Consider the following 420-nt stretch of genomic DNA (forward strand, 5'->3'; position numbering starts at 1 on the left):
ATCTTCAGGCTCTTTTACAGCAGCCTGTTGATTGGGTAGCGCTTTCTTTTATCCAACGTCCAGAAGATATTATAGCGGTACGTCGGTTGACAAAGAACAAAGTATCGTTGATGGCTAAGATCGAAAAACCTCAAGCTTTAGAGCACATAGAGAAGATTATTGATGTTTCTGATGGTATTATGATTGCACGAGGAGATCTCGGTGTGGAAATGCCCTTAGAAAGGGTACCTGCTCTGCAGATGGAGTTGATTAAAGCGTGTCGTTTAGCAGGAAAACCTGTTGTGGTGGCAACACAAATGCTCGAATCAATGATCACATCGCCTGTTCCAACGCGCGCAGAAGTGTCTGATGTTGCTACAGCGGTTTATGCGGGAAGTGATGCTGTGATGTTGTCTGCTGAATCGGCTTCTGGCCGTTATC

The 420-nt window shown here is 45.2% G+C and carries 1 protein-coding gene; it reads left to right on the forward strand.

Features of this window, described 5'->3' with window-relative positions; genetic code table 11:
- On the forward strand, positions 1-420 hold a 420-nt coding region (locus tag J7R05_RS08410; RefSeq protein WP_246468280.1), incomplete at both ends, for a pyruvate kinase.

The organism is Bartonella capreoli (assembly GCF_902813205.1).
GTDB lineage: Bacteria > Pseudomonadota > Alphaproteobacteria > Rhizobiales > Rhizobiaceae > Bartonella > Bartonella schoenbuchensis.